This is a genomic window from Janthinobacterium lividum (assembly GCF_034424625.1).
In the GTDB taxonomy this organism is placed as follows: domain Bacteria; phylum Pseudomonadota; class Gammaproteobacteria; order Burkholderiales; family Burkholderiaceae_D; genus Janthinobacterium; species Janthinobacterium lividum.
The window spans coordinates 1,490,257-1,504,757 of record NZ_CP139976.1 but is presented as its reverse complement, the minus strand read 5'-3'; the positions used below and the strand labels follow the sequence as shown (position 1 = coordinate 1,504,757).

Here is a 14,501-nt window from a genome sequence, read left to right as displayed (position 1 = left end):
CGGCACTCATACGGCGGCCGGTAGCAGGGTTATGGCGCCGTCCAGGTCGATGATGTCGGACAGCTCCAAGTGCCCGCGCTGTTTGGCGCATGCCTTGGCCAGCAGGCGCAGGGCTGCCAGCTCCTTGCGCTTGGCCTCGGTGAGCTGGCGCGCTGCGTCGCACTGTTGTGAGTACAGTTGCAGCGCCCACCCGCAATCGCCCCGGGCCTTCAGCTGGGCATCCAGCTTTCGCTTTGCGGTGCCGATGGCCATTCGGCGCACGTGCGCGGTATGCCACTGTAACGCGGCGTGTGTTAGTTCTCGGTCGTTGTTCATCTCGTCATTCTCTGTGGCAAGGGCCGGAATCGGGCCGTGGTGGCACGAACGGCCCTCGCCTGATGGCTTGGCATAGCCAAACAGCGCCAGCCGCTCAGCGGGCCGGATTTCGTCAGCCTTCGATGGTTCCGCCCGATTTGCAGTACGCGGCGCGGTCGATGTGAGGCATCTGCTCGAACTGCACGCGCGTCAGCACCTTGGCGCCGTGCGCGTGCGTAGCTGGCGCTGGATTGCTAGCGCTGTCTGCGACGGTACCGCCGGCTTTGATGTGGCTCATGCGTTCTTGCGGGTTCATGGCGTCGAACTGCTGGCGGCTGACCGCGCCGCTGGTACCGGGCTGGCCAGCTTGAACCGCACCGCCAGCACCTGGCGCGGCCAGTGCGCCGCCTTCGCGCCGAATCATGGCCTTGTTTGGGTAGCCACCAACCAGCTTGCCGAACGCCTCCCTCTCCTTCGAATACCGCTTCAAGCTCAATCTGATCGTCACCGACTACGCGGGCGACGCCGACGCCATCATGGTGGCCCTGATCGCCTGGCTGAAAGTCCACCAGCTCGACCTGATGGCCAACGAGGAAACGCGCAAGCACGGCATCGCCTTCGAAGTAGACTTCAACAACCATGAAACGGTGGACATTTCCATCAAGCTGGACCTGACCGAACGCGTGGCCGTCAAGGCCGGAGAGGCGGGCCGCCTCGACATCAAGCACCTGGCCGAAATACAGCACATGCCGCCCTACGCGGACGAGTTCTGGAAGCTGTATGACGGCGAGACGCTGCTGGCCGAATGGCGCACGCCCGAGGCGACAGCATGAGCGACGACCTGCACGCTCTCGAAGCCTGGGCCGGCGCCCTGCTGGCCAAGCTGCAGCCGGCCCAGCGCCGCGCCATCAATCACAAGGTTGCCATCGACCTACGCCGCAACCAGGCGCAGCGCATCAAGGCGCAGCAGGGGCCGGATGGCGCCGCCTATCCGGCGCGCAAACGGCGCAAGGAATTCAAGGGGAAGAACGGGCGCATCAAGCGGCAGAAGGCCGCGATGTTCGCCAAGATTCGCACCGCAAAATACCTGAAGGTGAAGGCGACCGGCGACCAGATCGAGGTCGGGTTCTTTGGCTGGGTGGCGCGCGTGGCGCGGGTGCATCAGTTTGGCAAGCAAGACCGCTTGTCGAAAAAAGGGCCACTGTACAAGTACCCGGAGCGGCAGCTGCTGGGCTTGGCTGAACTGGATCGGACTTTGATACGCGAATCACTGCTGCGTCACTTGGGGAAAGCTAAGGTGCATTAATGCATTCTTCAACTGACAGTAGTTATCAAATGAGTTAGAGTCGCATCATTACCAACCACAGTTGGCCAGAAGCAGGGGTTCAACTCGACAAGGTAGAACCTGCCGTATTGCCCTTGCTTTCAGTGCTATTTTGGCCACTTCCATATACGATCAACACACTAAGCGCACCTTCTGAATTACGTGTGCAATATTCATTTTGGAGAAAATTATGCCGGTTGGACTCAACGTTGACGGAATCATTTTTAGCGAGGTAGCGTTGGAGGATCGACCAAGTCACGCAGCCGCGCTTGGGCGAATCTTTACAAGTTGGTCTTTAATTGAAGCCTCGATAGCGTCCCTTTTAGGTTTGATGATGCATGCTGACCATAATGCGGCACTTGCTCTTCTCGGCACGTTCAAAAGCAATAGCACTAGAATCGATGCTATTAGAAAAACAGGAAAACAATTACTTGATGCTTCCCTTTTCAAGGAATTCGACGATGTTATGAAGGACGTGCTTTCTTATGCGGAAGAGCGGAATGCGATTGCCCATGGCGTTTGGGGCTCATGTAAGGAAAATCCGGAGATTGTCTATCGTATGCCCATGAATAATTTTACAAGGTTTTTATTAGAAACAGCGAATAGTTCAGCTGATGAAACCCTAGGGAAATTGGAGTCATTTAAGACCTCCTTTACGACCTTTACCCTGGATAAGCTGGAGCGAATCGAACAACAAGGGCGGGATGTCCTATCACGCGCTATGGCAGAAACAATGAAGAAATCATATTCTCTGGCATTGCAGAAACAAACGAAAACGAAGTAGCAAGCCGATCTCCGTGTGGCAACTGGGGGGAGCTGATCAACCGTAAGGTCTGTGATCCGAGGTAGTGGACTACCCCCCGTATAGGTCTGCTTGAGGGCGGTTGCGGAAACTGGTGATTTTTACTGTTTGGCAACATGTTATGCTACGCCCAGCGGCCGAGCTCAACCAGAAGCGGACTTTGCATTACTATTGGTATTGCTCTAACCAATACACCGTGGATGCATATTGCCCAGCGGTGCCTTAACGTATTGTTAGGGCCCCAATGTAGCTACAAATCTACGATCTGTGAAAACAGATGCAACCGAGGCGTCTCTCGCTACAGAATGGATCAGAGCTGGCAATCCTAACGTTAAACAGCTTTCTACTCATCAATAGGTTTTTAATGGAAAAACATCAAATAAGTCCGGAAAAAATAACAAAACCAATTCAGTTATTGGGGGCCTGGCTTGTTGGGCTATTGGCAGTTGACGCGTCGTTTTTGTTTGCGGCAACGAACATGGGAACTAATGCATGGCAATCGTCAGCACTAACTATTGCCGCGATTGCAAATGTTCCGATATTTATCGGCGCACTCTTCTTGTTGCAAACGAAATTTAGACCTGAACTACAAGAAGATTCATTCTATTCAACCTATTTAAATAGAAAAACGAACGAGGTTGTCAAAATTTCTAAAATCGATGTTCAATTCGAAGAAATGGAGAAAAAATTTGAGTTATTAGAATCGCGACAAGCAGAAGATTTAACTCATAAAAAACCTACATCCTTGTCCACACTTTCTTATGGTGTCAATACTCATATTTCCAATCAAGAAGAGATTACCTCTAGGCTTTGGGATATCGGCGTCAACCAACTACGCGAATTTGGCGAAAGATTACCACCACCTAACAGCAAGATTGTTTCGATTGCTGAACGGGTCTCAGACGAACTGAGGAGCGAAATTCTTACCATGGCATCGCAACTAGGGTTCGAGCACTATTCAACAATATTTCCTTTTGAAGATCTAGAGGAAGATGTTTTGTTTGGTGCTTATGGTGATGCGGAAGGGAGAATTATAAAAAAGGAAATAAAATTTAAACCATCGGAAAAATAAACCGTATTTAGCGCCAAACGCATCCTTTTAGCATTCCCCCAATTCGACGAACACTTCCTTTGGCACATTTACAGTTTTAGTAGTGCCTATGTGCCATTGAGGCAGCTTGGAGGAGGGCTACCCCAGCCACATAGCCCCTACTTGGAAAACATGAGTTAAACCTCACGAACTGCCATAGTCGCTAAGCCGCATATCAACCCGCCCCCGCGTGCATCCGCACGCGGACTTCGGCAACATGCACTGCATGAACGCCGACCTGTCCGACCTCCTCCGCTTGCTGCAAAACCTGATCCGCCTGGGCATCATCGACGAGGTCAAAGGGGCCAAGGCGCGCGTGCGGCTCGGGCCGACCCTAACCACCGAATGGCTGAACTGGGCCACGTCGCGCGCCGGCAGCACGCGCACCTGGTCGGTGCCCACCATCGGCGAACAGGTGATCGTCTTTTCCCCGGGCGGCGACTTGACGCGCGGCGTCATCCTGCCGGCGCTCTACTCGCAAGCGTTTGACGCGCCCGAAACCAGCGACAGCATCCACACCACGCATTACCCCGACGGCGCCGTGGTGCAGTACGACCACGCGGCCCACGCCCTGACGGCCACGCTCCCCGGCGGCACGGCCACCATCCCTGTTGCCGCCACCCAGCATCGTGGAGGTGCTGAGCTTTGAGGCCATCTATGCCGAGCGCCAGGCCGCGCTCGTCGCTCACTTCCCCGTAAGCCAGCAGGAACGGGGGTGCCCGTGGCTGATCTACTGCCACCCAACGCGACCCGCCTGGAGCGCAATCTTGCCCGGGCCGGCGCCCTGATCGAGCGCGTGCCCGTGCCGTTGCGCGACCTGGCCAACCCTGCCGCCTGCCCGGTATCTGCCCTGCCCTTCCTGGCCGCCTCGTTCTCGGTAGACCACTGGGAACCCTCCTGGTCCGTCAGCACCAAGCGCGCCGTGATCCAGTCGGCGTTTGCCGTGCACAAACAAAAGGGCACCATCAGCGCCCTGCGCCACGCGCTGGCTCCCATCAGCGCCGGCATCCGCGTGCGCGAATGGTGGCAAACCACCCCGCCCGGCCCGCGTGGCACCTTCCAGCTCGACTTCGATGTGCTCGATAGCGGCGTGACCAGTGGCATGCACCAGGAAATCGAACGGCTGGTGGACGAGGCCAAGCCGGTCACACGGCATATGACCGGCCTGGCCATCAACCTGGGCGTGCGCGGCGCGGCGCAAGTGGGCGCCGTGGTGCACCAGGGCGACGAACTGACGATCTACGCGCGCACGTCGATTGAGGTGCGCGCTGCCGGGCTGTGTGGCACCAGCGGCATGGCGCACACCATCGACACACGGCATTCGCCAGTTCCAGCAGATCGGCGGCGTGCCGGTGGGCGTGTGGCGCGAGTTCCGCCGGCTGTCGGAGGAGTCGGTGCGCAATGCGCCTGAGCCTATCCGCGAAGCCTACCAAGCCGCGCAAAAGGTCGAGTCCGAAAATCCAGCCATCGCCCAGCGCGCCGACTTCGCCCGTTTCATATGGGCCATGGGCGGGCCTACGGTGGGGCGCCGTGCAACGATCAGGCTGGCGACGAGAGAGGAGGACGTTGAGGGCCGCTATGAGCAGGTGGAGGCGCACAGGCCCGTCGGCGTGTATCTGGCGGCGCAGCCGCATGCGGTCTATGAGTCCACCCGTTACCGCTGGACGATAGACCGGGCCGGGGTGGCCCTTGCCGTTCCTCGGACTGGTGTAAATAAGTATACGCAGGCCACGAAACCGCCAACGGCCGTAGTGCCCGAAAACAAAAAATTCACTCCGTCCTTCAACGCTGGACGGAGTTTTGATAGGGAGGGCGCGCCATGCGCCCGGATTGATACCGAAGCCATCTACCTGCACCACAAAAAACGGCCGCCAGGCGGGCCAAGCGCGCATTTGGCGCATCTGCAACGCAAATATAAAAAGGAGTGATATCCATGCTAACAACTGAATTTTCTCAGCCAGTCTCAATTGGTGACCGCGTGACATTCGATACCGACGAAGGCTACCAGGCCGGCACCGTCAGCGACCTGCGCCGGGACGTGGGCAATGGCGAGCTGCATGCGTGGGTCGAGCTGGACCACCAGTGGCCGGGCATGTTCCGGGCCGTGCGGCTGGGAGCCATCGAGGCGATCAAGAAAGCTGTCGCTCCTGTCGGGTACCAAGCATGACACCGTGCGTTAAACCAAGGAGCAACGCATGAACTACCTGTCCGCAACAGATCTGGCCGAATTGGTCGGCTGCAAGCCTGGCCAGCGCTGCCGCATGCAGGCCTGGCTGACGAAAAACCGCTGGAAATTTGAAATAGACGCACGCGGCCTGCCGAAAGTGGCCCGCGCTTATCACGACCGCAAGATGGGTATAACCGAAGACGCAACCTCAATCAATTATGACCAAGCACCAAACCTCCAAGCCTTCTGCTAAAGAACGCACCGGCGTCGACCGCCTTTACAAGCGCGTCGGCATCCGGAAGATATCCTATTACTACCAGCACCCGGACGGCAGCAGCGAAACGCTTGCCACGGCCCTGGTCGGCGATCGCAAAGGCATTGCGGACGCTGATCGCACGGCCAAGCGCAAAGCGCTCGACATCATCGAGGGCAAGATCATCGCCGGATCAGTGGCCCAGCTGATCGAGCGGTTCCGCGACGAGATCGCACCCACCCATTACCTCGATCAGTCTAAGGATGGACTGGCCGTCAGGGAGTCCGGCTACAAGAACCTGACCAAGTTCTTCGGCAAAATGGACCCGAAGTCGCTGCGCATGCTGCACGGCTATCAGTACCTGGACGCGCGCGCCAAAGCAGGTGCGCCGGCGAAGGCGAACAAGGAGTTGTCGCTGATGTCTACTATCTGCAAATACGCCGTGCGCTGGGGTGTGATCGAGGCGATGCCGTTCACGGACATCATGCAGAACGACATCGAGAAGGACGTGCGCACGATCTCACGTGGCCAGGTAGTCCGCTTTTACCTGTGGTCGCTGCGCCAGACCGCCACCTTCCGCAACCTGGGCTGTGCCGCCATGTTCACCTACCTAACAGGTTTTCGCGCAGCCGAGGTGCGGCCGTTCCACATCTCGGGCAAGACAAAGGAAGGCGTGCTCGTTACCAGTGCCAAGCGCAAGAAGGGCCAGGCCGAGGTAATGAAGTTGCGTGAGTGGTCGACAAGGTTACGCGTGGTCGTCACGCGCGCCGAGCAGACGCACTCGGTGCCACGCCAGTTCCTGTTCGCCAACTCAAAAGGCCAGGCGTATACGCGGTCGGGAATGGGGTCGGTGTGGCAGGATGCCATGTTCGAGTGGATCGCATCGTTTGACACCCAAGCTGCTGCCGCACTCGCTCGCAAACGCGCGGCCGAGCTGGAATATATCCTGGCGTACAAGAAGGGACTGAAAGTGGCGAAGTACGAGGCCGATTACCGCCTGGCAGACCACGCGCAGTATTTTTCACTTCAAGACATTCGTCCAGCCGCGATTACTGCCAAGTTTGACCAGCGTAACAACGACGCTTACGATTTTGCCGCTCACGCGAACCCGAGCACCACGCATAAACATTATGACCGGCGGAAAATAAAGAAAGCTGGAGCAACTGAATGAGCACGCTGTTTAAAATGGCCATTCAGTCGCATCCAAAACCCAATGGCCGTAACCAATTTATCCGGACCTTGCAGCTTTTTGCATTTCCCTACAGAAGCAATCGCACTGCTACTAAAAAATAAAACTAGGCGTCAAAATAGATTGACGTCATCTTTAGTCGGTACCTCTGAGCGCGCTGTCATGATCGGCCGGCGAACAACAGGTGTTGGCATAGCAGGAGTGGGCATAGCAGGTTCCACTTTTGCTAGTGCAACCTTAACAATCCATTCATCTTTCCAGTCGCTAGCGGCATACGTTTTCAGATGTCCATTATCGTTGAAAAACGCCTCTTTGAATTCGATCCAGCCAAGCTTTTCGTGGTACCACTCTTCGACGCTTCCTTCAGAATATTTTTCATCATCCGCGAGCTCCCATCCCCGTGCGGTAAGCCATGCTGTCATTTCAACATGATTTGTAAAATAGATGCGGTATGTAGTTCCGGTGAGTTTGGCCAACCTAGCAAAAATCGGATGATTAGCAAGTAAGATTGACATCAAAGCATTATCTTTGTCTTGGTTCGAGCGCGAAAGAAAGTCTACCATCTCGCGGAGTGTTGTAGCCACACCTCGCATATCTTCCACAATTGAAACTTCGGTCAACCTGCTTTGCTGACTGAGAAAACGCTGAAACAATCCTGCCCATTGATCCTGCAGATACATAGTTATCTCAGAAACATTACCGAACCCGACAATGGGGTTATTATTTGGAAGAGCATAGAGGTGGTCAATGAATGAATAGATTCTCGTATCGTCTGCAAAACGATATTTAACCGTATCATTTTTGTTGTTCAACTTCCACATCTCATACTCGGTAAGAGTATTTCGCTCAACAAAAATGTATACTTGGATGCCTTTTTCCAACGCTCGAACGATCTCGTTTTGCGTTATCGAGTAACCTGTAACCTCTTTCGATTCAGATCCAAACTTCCCACCTATGATGGTGACGAAGATATCGCAAAGCTCAACTTCTCGATATGCTGATAACTCCAGACGACCTTCCTTTGCATACGGGATCGCCCCAGACTCATGTCGAACACAGTCGTATCCAAGGCTTCGGACAAAGCGATCTAAGTCTTCGCGAGACTGATGCAGATCATAAAAAGTAGAGCTTAGAAATACACGTGGCCTTGCCATAACTTATTCTCAAGTATATTTTTATCATCCAAGAACCTTTGTGCGAACAGGCCAAGGGCTAATTTAATTTTCCCACAAAATTTAACTGCTGAATGATGTGTTTAGGTTGCCAACAAAAACAAAGCACTTCAGTTAAATTCATCTGACGCCAAGTAAAATAGCTTCTACCTTAGCGCCAAGCCTATTTAAACCTCATTTTTTTTGCGATCAAGTGCAATCTGATCGTTAAATATATGAAAGATGACATTCCACGGGCGTAGAAATCTGCAACACAGGGAGCTTACTCACTATCACAAACATTCGTCCGTCACTAGGCGAACTTAACCCCGTGACCACAAGGATAGTCTCATATCGTTGGAATATACACTAAGCCCGATACCTTAAGTGGGGAAGGCCTAAATAAAATCTACGCAATGAAAGCTGGGCTACGGGCGAAAAAGGGCGTATCCGGCAACCTGCGCTGTTGGTATCCGATTTGCGAAGAGGGATGCTGTACGGACTGAACAGAATGCTGACCAACGTGACCTACTGAACAGCTCCAAAATTTTCCAACGGACAGTCTGCAGCCCGCATAGATTGGAGAGAAAAACTTCATCAATGTTGGAAAAATAAAATCTCAAGCAATTGATTTGAAAAAGAAATTTCTCGTTATGCGCTAGGGTTGTGATTCCTGTTGTCGTGGGTTCGAGCCCCATCAGCCACCCCACAGAATTAGTGGTAAATAAAAAGGGTTACATGCTTCGGCTTGTAACCCTTTTTTGTTTTCAGGATGATTCCTTGCGAGTATCGTCGCACATGTTAATGACAGGCAGCCAAGGCTGCCTGTCAGCCCACACAGGGTCGCCCGATTTTACGATTTCGTCGTCAGCGCAGGGTGCTGCGCATCAACACAATAACCATTCCAGTACACTTCCTCGAACGAGGTCAGGGAAATCCCTTTTTTTGACGCCTCCCTGTCCTGCATGCTGGCTTCATCCATCTCGACAATATAAGTGTCAAAGGTGTTCAGCTTTTCATGATCGGCACTGACGGAAACAAAACGCGTGCCGCCGGTATATGCCCCAAAGCCATTCTTGCCGTCAACGATACCGCACACGACGATTTCCATCGTTTCGCTATCCTTGCGCTTGTGAACAAGATACGAGGAGCGGATCACCGTCGAATCAGGATCTTTCATTTTCGCCTTCAACGCCTTGAGCGCATCGTCCTTTGCCCAGCCATCGGGTCCGGCCATCTTGTTACGCACATAATAACCTGCAGCCATTAGCGATGGCACGCCAATAACGAGCACCACCACAGCAATCAGCAACCACTTCAGAAATTTCATACCCACCCTTCAAAACCAACATCAGAGAATGCACCGGCCGTGCGAATACACTGCCAGCGAGCAATAAAACTATCGCATGATCATTTGGATATGTATAAATGTCAACTTCCAAAATTCCCGGCATTCGCATACCAGGTTTGGCCAGTTTGCTCACGGCACCAGTATCTCCTGGAGCCAATGGCAACACGTTCGGAACAAGAATTGTGCGGACGCAACGAGAGATACCCGATGCTGAAGCCGTGCTTATGCTTGCGCACGGCATAGGGAGACAATCCCGGCACCCGCGGGACGAAGTTCTTTCGTGCAAACGGGGCAGCTTAACCCCAGGCAGGCAAAGGCTCGCCAGGCAGTGCTTGATGACGCGAAAACCTACCCCGCCAGCACCGACTGCACCGTCGTCGCCAGGTCGTCCAGACGCACGGGTTTGACGAGGAAGTGGCGGAAGCCCACGGCCAGCGCATCGTCCATGTACATGGGCAGGCTGTGGCCCGTGACGGCGATCAGCACGGCGTTGGCCGTCTCGGGATTGTGGTGCAGGCGGCGGCCGATTTCGATGCCGCTGATGCCGGGCATTTCGATGTCGAGGTAGACGGCATCGGGCACGCACAGCTTGACTTGCTCGACGGCCATCTGCCAGTTGCGCACCACCACCGCGTGGTGGCCCAGCGCTTCGAGCAGCATGGCCAGCGATTCGCCCACTTCCTGGTTGTCGTCGACCACCAGCAGATTCAATTTGCGCGCAGCACTTGCCGGCTGGTCGCCCTGACGGCGTTCCACGGGGGGATTGCCTGGTGTCGTTTCAGTTGTCTGGCTCATTGTACGTTTACGTCTGACGGCTGCAAAAGCGGGAGTATACAAGAAGCGCGCGCAATGCCGCCGCACCCGAGCAATGGTGCCAGGCGGCAATCCAAGCCGCCCGCTGTACCGGGCCAGCAACACTTCTCCGCCCGCAGGCAGCCATATGGCCGCTACGCAATATTCGCAATTGACGGATAAAATGAGAATCATTATCATTATCATCCCCTTGCGCCGGATATCCACGCCACGATGTTGTCGCGCCGCCCGATTGCCCGCGCAAACATTGTCATTACGGAGATCCATGCATGGCTGCCACACCTTTCACACTGCCCTTTTCGCTGCGCCCGTGCGCGCTGGCCATCGCCCTCGCCTGCCTGGGCGTTTCTTTTTCCGCGCAGGCACAGGAGGCCAATACCGCAGATGGCGCCGGCCCCATCCTGGAATCCATCCAGGTCAGCAGCAATCTGCTGGGCACGAGCATGGCCGCCAGCACAAAGAATTTCGCGGGCGCACGCACCGTGGTGCAAAAGGATGACATCGAGAACTCGGGCGCGACCAGCCTCAGCGACGTGATGCGCCGCATTCCCGGCGTGCAGATCAGCGACAACTCGGGCAGCGCCGGCAGCGCCATTTCACTGAACATCGGCGTGCGCGGCCTGGCCGGACGCTATTCGCCGCGCAGCACGGTCTTGCTGGACGGCATCCCGATGTCGGTGGCGCCGTATGGACAGCCGCAACTGTCGTTCGCGCCCGTCAGCCTGGCCAATGTGGAAACGGTCGACGTGGTGCGCGGCGGCGGCGCCGTGCGCTTCGGCCCGCAAAACGTGGGCGGCATCATCAACTTCAAGACGCGCCGCGTGCCCACCACGCCAGGCATCACGGGCGACGCCACCGTGCGCTACAACTCGTACAGCGAAGTGGGCCACAATACGCAGGCCAGCGTCTTTGCCGGCACCCAGCTCGACAGCGGCCTGGGCCTGGCCGTGCTGTATTCCGGCATCCGCGGCAGCGACTGGCGCGTGGGCAGCGATGAGAAGGTCAACGACTTCGCCCTGAAATTCCGCTACGACCTGAGCCCGACGGCCGAGGTGTACGCCAAGCTGTCCTACTACGACGTGACGTCGCGCACGCCGGGCGGCCTGACCACCGCCCAATACAAGGCCGACCCGTTCCAGAACACGCGCCCGACCGATTACTGGAGCGGCGAGCGCAAGGCCTTCGACATCGGCTACCTGAACGCCATTTCCAGCACGCAGGAATTCGAAGTGCGCGCCTATTACAACAAGAGCTCGCGCGAAAGCACCCTGATCAACGCTGGCCGCACGGGCCTGGGCCGCCAGCCGCGCAACTATGAAACGACGGCCATCGAGCCGCGCTACACGCAGCGCTTCACGACCGGCAAGGTATCGCAGGACATCACCGTCGGCTATCGCTACCTGGCCGAACGGGCCGACGAGACCATCTACAACATCGTCATTGCCAGCGGTGTAAGGCAAAAGCCGACGCGCTTCGCCGACAATTCCACCGATGCGCAAGCCGTGTATATCGACGACAAGATCGCCATCGATGCCTGGCGCATCACGCCCGGCGTGCGCTACGAACACATCAAGACCGAACGCTTCAACCACTTGCCGACCGACCAGAAGATCGAGTTGCTCAACAATAAGGCCCTGCCTTCGCTGAACGTGGCCTACTTGCTCAACAACAACGTGACCCTGTTCAGCAACTACAACAGCTCGTTTGGCGCCGTGCAAAACACGCAGCTGAACTCGCAATCGGACAAGAATCCGCTGCAACCGGAACTGGCCAAGACGGCCGAACTGGGCGCGCGCTGGAAGAGTAGCCAGCTGTCGGCCGAAGCGACCTTGTTCAACATCAAGTTCGACAACCAGATCCAGTCCGTCGGCAGCGGCGAAAGCGCCGTCTTCTACAACGTGGGCGCCACGCATCACCGGGGCCTGGAAACGGCCATCGACTACCATTTCGACAAGTCCGGCCCGCTGGCCGGATTGAATGCCTACGCCACCTACACCTATACGAAGGCGACCTTGCAGGATGGCGTAAACGCGAGCAATGACGTGCCCTTCTATTCACGCAACACGGATACCGTCGGCGCCCACTACCAGCTGGGCGCCTGGGGCTTCGACCTGTCGAGCAACCACCAGAGCCGCCAATTCGCCGACGAAGCCAACACCGTGGCGGAAAACGCGGCCGGCAACCTGGGCGTCATTCCCGGCTTCCGCACCTGGAACACGCAAGTGAAATGGAAAGTGCCGGGCCAGGCGGGCCTGGAGCTGGTCGCCGGCGTCAACAACCTGAGCGACAAACGCTACTTCACGCGCACATCGGACGGCAACTTGGGCAAGATGGTGGGTGCGCCGCGCATGGTCTACCTGCAGGGCCGCCTGGCGTTCTGAGCTGATCCGCCGCCTCCGCCTATCGAATCGATAGGCGAGGGCGCACGCTTGCTGCACGCAAAAACCTGCACCATTGTTGTAATGGTGCAGGTTTTTTTACACCCCCGATGTCACAAAAATTCTTTGCTGCAAGCACGCTGCAGGCCGCATTCGCTGTGGGGAAAAATTGCAGCTGGGCCTGGGCTTGCTGGGTTTCATGGTGCACCGCAAGGCAGCCGCCTGAATCTGAAAAGCCGTCGCGCAACAGCCGCTCCGCCGCCTGACCAGGCGGCTTTTTTCATGGGAAAACGGGAGCATCACATCAGTAAATGTTGCCAAGAAGAATTAAATTGACGCTACAATAGCGGGGTATCAAGCAATGCCAAGCATCGCTCCGCCAGGGCCCCTACCCCGCCCTGATCATCAGCACGCATTTTTTGAACAGGATGACTGGCGCTGCCGGGCCCGATCGCGCTCCCGGCACGGCCACCACACACGCACCATGTCCGCAGAAAAAACCATTACCGAAACGAGTTCCTACGGCAAGGAAACGCCCGTAGGGCGTCCTGACATCGATGGCCGCGCCGGCATTTTCGTGCCCACGGCGGAATTTGACATCAACAACACCACCATCCGCAAGGGCGCGGGCATTGTCGGCTTCGGCAACCTCGATGGCACCCTGACCGTATATTTCGAAGCGAACCGCTTCGACGAAAGCAATCTGCACAAGTGGGAACACAAGGCGCGCAAGGCGTATGACCGCATGGTCATGGGCGCGCCCACGGTGTCGAAAGCGAAAATCGATGCGCGCATGCTGGAACAGGTCGGCATCATCGATGGCATGGGCATCAATCTCAAGCACCCGGAACGCCTGACGCACTGGCTGGCGATCTCGAACGTGCCGGACACGGCGCCGGAAGAGCCGGTGGTGCGCTGGAAAAACCGCTAAACGTCCGGAGAGCGAGGCGGGGCGCCAGGCACGAGGTGTTGTCCTACATGGCGGCGGACATTCATCCGATGCCCAAAGGCATCAACTCATCCTATGATGAAAGCCTGACCACACCTCACACCACTCAGGAGTACGACATGTCCCGCCTCATCCCGATCAGCTTTGGCGCCTTGCAAATAGGTCTGGCAGCGGCGGCGATGTACATCCTGTGTTCGGCGGACGTGCTGCACCAGGGTTCGGTTTATTTCCACTAATAAAATGACAAAGCCGGGCAAGCAACGCTTGTCCGGCTTTGTCCTGCATGCAAGTGCAATAGTCTAGCGGCGGCCGTGGTAGCGTCCATGCCCGCCCCAGCCGCCGCGGTGTCCACCGTAGCGCCCAAAGCCGAACATGAAGTCCAGCCCGATCGTCACGGGCGGATTGTAATAATACGGTTGCGGCGCGTACACGGGCGCCGGCACATATACGGGTTGCTGCACGTACACCGGCTGCTGCTGCTGCACGTACACGGGTTCATTCGTGTATTCCACGCGCGGTGCACTCATCACGCGGCCCGACTGCACCGGCTCGGACGAGACCGTATGCCATTCATAGGGATTGTAGGCCCCCTGCGGCGCGCGCGAACCGTAATATGCGGGACCGGGGGGTGCCACGGCGCAGCCACCCAGGGCGGCCAGCGAAATTACTGCCAACAGGGTTTTCATTGCAATTCTCCTCAAGTACCAATTCCATGTACTACCTTAATTAAGTACTATAAG

Annotated in this window: 19 protein-coding genes; 13 read left to right on the top strand and 6 right to left on the bottom strand. The window is 56.5% G+C overall.

Features of this window, described 5'->3' with window-relative positions; all coding sequences use genetic code 11:
- Positions 1 to 6 precede the first annotated feature (6 nt).
- Positions 7 to 315: a hypothetical protein gene (locus U0004_RS06745; RefSeq protein WP_139144163.1), complete on the bottom strand. Its 309-nt coding sequence runs from the start codon at positions 313 to 315 to the stop codon at positions 7 to 9.
- Between the two features lie 112 nt (positions 316 to 427).
- A complete protein-coding gene (locus tag U0004_RS06740; RefSeq protein WP_070257157.1) occupies positions 428 to 718 on the bottom strand; it encodes a hypothetical protein in 291 nt (96 codons plus the stop codon).
- Positions 719 to 746: 28 nt separating this feature from the next.
- On the opposite strand from U0004_RS06740, the gene U0004_RS06735 reads away from it, so the two are divergent.
- The 10 genes from U0004_RS06735 to U0004_RS06690 all read left to right on the top strand — a co-directional run bounded on the left by U0004_RS06735 (position 747) and on the right by U0004_RS06690 (position 7,101).
- Positions 747 to 1,127 carry a phage tail protein gene (locus tag U0004_RS06735; protein WP_070257156.1) on the top strand — a complete coding sequence of 127 codons (381 nt, stop codon included), beginning with the start codon at positions 747 to 749 and terminating at the stop codon, positions 1,125 to 1,127.
- Positions 1,124 to 1,600 (top strand): phage virion morphogenesis protein, encoded by a 477-nt coding sequence (locus U0004_RS06730; protein ID WP_070257154.1) that lies wholly within the window; start codon positions 1,124 to 1,126, stop codon positions 1,598 to 1,600. The genes U0004_RS06735 and U0004_RS06730 overlap by 4 nt, the downstream gene beginning before the upstream one ends.
- Before the next feature lie 208 nt (positions 1,601 to 1,808).
- Positions 1,809 to 2,402, top strand: coding sequence for a hypothetical protein (locus U0004_RS06725; protein WP_139144162.1), 594 nt, complete (start codon positions 1,809 to 1,811; stop codon positions 2,400 to 2,402).
- Between the two features lie 382 nt (positions 2,403 to 2,784).
- A complete protein-coding gene (locus tag U0004_RS06720; protein ID WP_139144161.1) occupies positions 2,785 to 3,492 on the top strand; it encodes a hypothetical protein in 708 nt (235 codons plus the stop codon).
- Between the two features lie 244 nt (positions 3,493 to 3,736).
- A complete protein-coding gene (locus tag U0004_RS06715) occupies positions 3,737 to 4,159 on the top strand; it encodes a phage baseplate assembly protein V (protein WP_070257150.1) in 423 nt (140 codons plus the stop codon).
- 72 nt (positions 4,160 to 4,231) lie between these two features.
- A complete protein-coding gene (locus U0004_RS06710) occupies positions 4,232 to 4,921 on the top strand; it encodes a phage tail protein I (protein WP_231958456.1) in 690 nt (229 codons plus the stop codon).
- Positions 4,905 to 5,438, top strand: a complete 534-nt coding sequence (locus U0004_RS06705) for a hypothetical protein (protein ID WP_070257146.1) — start codon at positions 4,905 to 4,907, stop codon at positions 5,436 to 5,438. The genes U0004_RS06710 and U0004_RS06705 overlap by 17 nt, the downstream gene beginning before the upstream one ends.
- A 50-nt stretch (positions 5,439 to 5,488) precedes the next feature.
- Entirely contained in the window at positions 5,489 to 5,677 is a 189-nt protein-coding gene (locus tag U0004_RS06700; RefSeq protein ID WP_070257144.1) for a hypothetical protein, read from the top strand.
- A 28-nt stretch (positions 5,678 to 5,705) separates the two neighbouring features.
- Entirely contained in the window at positions 5,706 to 5,930 is a 225-nt protein-coding gene (locus U0004_RS06695; protein ID WP_070257142.1) for a DUF4224 domain-containing protein, read from the top strand.
- On the top strand, positions 5,896 to 7,101 hold the full coding sequence (locus tag U0004_RS06690) for a site-specific integrase (RefSeq protein WP_070257140.1): 1,206 nt from the start codon (positions 5,896 to 5,898) through the stop codon (positions 7,099 to 7,101). The genes U0004_RS06695 and U0004_RS06690 overlap by 35 nt, the downstream gene beginning before the upstream one ends.
- 131 nt (positions 7,102 to 7,232) lie before the next feature.
- On the opposite strand, the gene U0004_RS06685 is transcribed toward U0004_RS06690, so the two are convergent.
- The 3 genes from U0004_RS06685 to U0004_RS06675 all read right to left on the bottom strand — a co-directional run bounded on the left by U0004_RS06685 (position 7,233) and on the right by U0004_RS06675 (position 10,416).
- Positions 7,233 to 8,273, bottom strand: a complete 1,041-nt coding sequence (locus U0004_RS06685) for a DUF4062 domain-containing protein (protein ID WP_070257138.1) — start codon at positions 8,271 to 8,273, stop codon at positions 7,233 to 7,235.
- Between the two features lie 850 nt (positions 8,274 to 9,123).
- Entirely contained in the window at positions 9,124 to 9,600 is a 477-nt protein-coding gene (locus tag U0004_RS06680) for a hypothetical protein (RefSeq protein ID WP_070257136.1), read from the bottom strand.
- 369 nt (positions 9,601 to 9,969) lie between these two features.
- Entirely contained in the window at positions 9,970 to 10,416 is a 447-nt protein-coding gene (locus U0004_RS06675) for a response regulator (protein WP_161789566.1), read from the bottom strand.
- Between the two features lie 287 nt (positions 10,417 to 10,703).
- On the opposite strand from U0004_RS06675, the gene U0004_RS06670 reads away from it, so the two are divergent.
- From U0004_RS06670 to U0004_RS06660, 3 genes are all read left to right on the top strand, one after another.
- Positions 10,704 to 12,815 (top strand): TonB-dependent receptor family protein, encoded by a 2,112-nt coding sequence (locus tag U0004_RS06670; RefSeq protein WP_070257134.1) that lies wholly within the window; start codon positions 10,704 to 10,706, stop codon positions 12,813 to 12,815.
- Between the two features lie 481 nt (positions 12,816 to 13,296).
- Positions 13,297 to 13,743, top strand: coding sequence for a hypothetical protein (locus U0004_RS06665; RefSeq protein WP_070257132.1), 447 nt, complete (start codon positions 13,297 to 13,299; stop codon positions 13,741 to 13,743).
- Positions 13,744 to 13,790: 47 nt separating this feature from the next.
- The gene (locus U0004_RS06660; RefSeq protein ID WP_070257130.1) at positions 13,791 to 13,997 is read left to right on the top strand and encodes a hypothetical protein; all 207 of its coding nucleotides are present in this window, start codon (positions 13,791 to 13,793) and stop codon (positions 13,995 to 13,997) included.
- Positions 13,998 to 14,060: 63 nt separating this feature from the next.
- Here the strand turns inward: U0004_RS06660 and U0004_RS06655 are convergent, their stop codons facing one another.
- Positions 14,061 to 14,447 carry a hypothetical protein gene (locus tag U0004_RS06655; protein ID WP_070257128.1) on the bottom strand — a complete coding sequence of 129 codons (387 nt, stop codon included), beginning with the start codon at positions 14,445 to 14,447 and terminating at the stop codon, positions 14,061 to 14,063.
- Positions 14,448 to 14,501: the final 54 nt, after the last annotated feature.

Excerpts from the sequence above, each read along its gene's own strand:
- U0004_RS06740 (WP_070257157.1), bottom strand. The coding sequence starts at position 718 with ATGATTCGGCGCGAAGGCGGCGCACTGGCCGCGCCAGGTGCTGGCGGT.
- U0004_RS06665 (WP_070257132.1), top strand. The coding sequence starts at position 13,297 with ATGTCCGCAGAAAAAACCATTACCGAAACGAGTTCCTACGGCAAGGAA.
- U0004_RS06655 (WP_070257128.1), bottom strand. The coding sequence starts at position 14,447 with ATGAAAACCCTGTTGGCAGTAATTTCGCTGGCCGCCCTGGGTGGCTGC.
- U0004_RS06675 (WP_161789566.1), bottom strand. The coding sequence starts at position 10,416 with ATGAGCCAGACAACTGAAACGACACCAGGCAATCCCCCCGTGGAACGC.
- U0004_RS06680 (WP_070257136.1), bottom strand. The coding sequence starts at position 9,600 with ATGAAATTTCTGAAGTGGTTGCTGATTGCTGTGGTGGTGCTCGTTATT.
- U0004_RS06725 (WP_139144162.1), top strand. The coding sequence starts at position 1,809 with ATGCCGGTTGGACTCAACGTTGACGGAATCATTTTTAGCGAGGTAGCG.
- U0004_RS06690 (WP_070257140.1), top strand. The coding sequence starts at position 5,896 with ATGACCAAGCACCAAACCTCCAAGCCTTCTGCTAAAGAACGCACCGGC.
- U0004_RS06660 (WP_070257130.1), top strand. The coding sequence starts at position 13,791 with ATGGCGGCGGACATTCATCCGATGCCCAAAGGCATCAACTCATCCTAT.
- U0004_RS06695 (WP_070257142.1), top strand. The coding sequence starts at position 5,706 with ATGAACTACCTGTCCGCAACAGATCTGGCCGAATTGGTCGGCTGCAAG.
- U0004_RS06715 (WP_070257150.1), top strand. The coding sequence starts at position 3,737 with ATGAACGCCGACCTGTCCGACCTCCTCCGCTTGCTGCAAAACCTGATC.
- U0004_RS06730 (WP_070257154.1), top strand. The coding sequence starts at position 1,124 with ATGAGCGACGACCTGCACGCTCTCGAAGCCTGGGCCGGCGCCCTGCTG.
- U0004_RS06670 (WP_070257134.1), top strand. The coding sequence starts at position 10,704 with ATGGCTGCCACACCTTTCACACTGCCCTTTTCGCTGCGCCCGTGCGCG.
- U0004_RS06685 (WP_070257138.1), bottom strand. The coding sequence starts at position 8,273 with ATGGCAAGGCCACGTGTATTTCTAAGCTCTACTTTTTATGATCTGCAT.
- U0004_RS06720 (WP_139144161.1), top strand. The coding sequence starts at position 2,785 with ATGGAAAAACATCAAATAAGTCCGGAAAAAATAACAAAACCAATTCAG.
- U0004_RS06745 (WP_139144163.1), bottom strand. The coding sequence starts at position 315 with ATGAACAACGACCGAGAACTAACACACGCCGCGTTACAGTGGCATACC.